4 protein-coding genes are annotated in these 1,977 nt (G+C 31.3%); 3 read left to right on the forward strand and 1 reads right to left on the reverse strand.

Features of this window, described 5'->3' with window-relative positions; all coding sequences use genetic code 11:
- The first annotated feature begins 72 nt into the window (after positions 1–72).
- From JCM9157_RS22905 to JCM9157_RS22915, 3 genes are all read left to right on the forward strand, one after another.
- Positions 73–609: a hypothetical protein gene (locus tag JCM9157_RS22905; protein WP_035668808.1), complete on the forward strand. Its 537-nt coding sequence runs from the start codon at positions 73–75 to the stop codon at positions 607–609.
- Between the two features lie 134 nt (positions 610–743).
- Positions 744–1,019 (forward strand): hypothetical protein, encoded by a 276-nt coding sequence (locus tag JCM9157_RS22910; protein WP_035668809.1) that lies wholly within the window; start codon positions 744–746, stop codon positions 1,017–1,019.
- Positions 1,020–1,131: 112 nt separating this feature from the next.
- Complete coding sequence (locus tag JCM9157_RS22915) at positions 1,132–1,617, forward strand: hypothetical protein (protein ID WP_035668810.1); 486 nt, start codon at positions 1,132–1,134, stop codon at positions 1,615–1,617.
- A gap of 143 nt (positions 1,618–1,760) precedes the next feature.
- Here JCM9157_RS22915 and JCM9157_RS22920 read toward each other — a convergent pair.
- On the reverse strand, positions 1,761–1,977 hold a 217-nt coding region (locus JCM9157_RS22920), incomplete at its 5' end, for a hypothetical protein (protein ID WP_035668815.1).

Below are 1,977 nucleotides of genomic sequence, written 5' to 3' on the forward strand. Positions count from 1 at the left end.
TACATCGTATCCTTATTCGACTAACGGGCAGAATTCTCGAATAAGATGAATTGTAGAAAGAGGGAGGATATTATGAAATTTTTACTCTTAATACTTGTTTTAACCGTATCAGTTGCTTGTTCAAGTGATGATGCAGAAGAAGAGAATTATACGGCAGCCAAAGATGAAGATGTAGTTGCTGTCGTAAAAGGTAAAGAAATTACATTAAAAGATATTCGTTCTTTATACTTTGTAGATGACCAAGATATTCCTATAATGGTTGAGAAGTTTATACAAGAAGAAATTATGGTATTAGAAGCAAAAAGTACGGGGATTGATGTAACGGAAGAGCTTGAAAGTATGGAATTGTTATTTCCGCTTGGTAACACTGGAAATGAGGATTTCTTTGAAATACAAGCAGATTATTTAGGTATTACTGTTGAAGAATATTATGAAGAATACTTTAAGGAACGTACCGAGCGTGATGCTTATGTGAACCATTTAATTAATGAAAGGCTAGACTTATCAAATTATGGAGTTGATGAGTCCGAGGAAATAGACAAAGAAATTAACGACTTTATTTCTAGTCTCTGGGATGAATATGAAGAGGAAATAGAAATCATATTATAGAAATACTTTGTTGAGCTAACGGAAGCGATGCTTTAATAAGGCATCGCTATCCTTGTTGCGCTAACGGGTGGAATAGTGAAATTAGCTGAATTAAAAGAGGAGTAAGCCGACAATAAAAGACAGGGGGACAAATAATGAAAAGAATAGTTATTGGTGGATTTATAATGTTTGGTGGCTTATTAGTTACTTTAACAATTATATTAGCTGGTTCTATTTATGCAACTAATATAACAGCATGGTCTGGTAAGTCGAAATTATGGCATGCAATTTTTGGAGCAAAGCAATATGGCGATGAAGTTGTACAGTCTTTATTTTTAGGTTTTCCGTTTATTGTAGGAGTTCTATTAACTATATTGGGGTTAATAATCTTAGGAAAAGAATATTATAAAACCTTTAAGAATGAAGTTTAACACCTTATTAAACAAACGGGAGCTTTACTTCTAAAAGAAGTAAGGCTTTTTTTACTGCATATAAGATGTTTTAAGGAGGATAATAAATTCAAATTGATGGAAGGGTGATAAAATGAATGGATTAAGATTGCTTTTTTTAATTTCAGTTTTATTTTTATCATTAGGCTCAGCTGTATATGGTGCACATGATTTAGACTGGAATACAAATTTATCTGCCGACGATGCTATATCCAAGTTTGAAAAAGAGTACGGATTTACTGTACTTATTCCTAAAGAAATACCTTTTGAAGTAAAAAAGAGCAGTGGTTCTTTTATTAATAATCATATGGAAAAGTCTGATTTGGACCTGGAGTACAAAAAGAACGGAGACACTTATCTCAAAATTTTTGTTAAGCATAATTACGACTCATTTGTACCAAAGTCAGCAGACAAAGAATTTATATTTTATAACGATATAAAAGGAATATATCGTACAAATTTTGAGTTTGCTCAAGCTATTGACTTTAAAAAAGATGATGTTGTTTATTCGGTACATTTATCAAGAAAAGAACAGTTTTCTGAAGATGATGTAAAGAAAATTGTAGAGTCAATGTTTTAAATTTATTAAAGTAATGGGTGGCGATAGCTGAATAAAGGTTATTGCTTTTTTACTTGTACAAAGGAGCATGCTTGACTAACATAGTGAACAACAGCCATATCAATTTTGATATGGCTGGACCCCGAACATTTAAAGGCTAGGTACTAATAATTTATTAAATTAATTTTTTGAAATTTAGCATTGTCTTCTAATTCTAGTGGGTTTCCGCTTCCTATATATAAAGTTGCGTTTAAGGCTTTTTCTTTAACTATATTTAAATCTTGACCTGCGCCTATTTCATACTGTAAAGAGTATTTAGATTTTTCTTGTGGTTCTAATTTCAATTTTTGTTCACTTCCTACAAGAACTAAATTAGAAAAA

Origin of the sequence: Halalkalibacter akibai JCM 9157, assembly GCF_000513135.1 — a bacterium.
Classification (GTDB): Bacteria; Bacillota; Bacilli; order Bacillales; family Bacillaceae_D; genus Halalkalibacter; species Halalkalibacter akibai.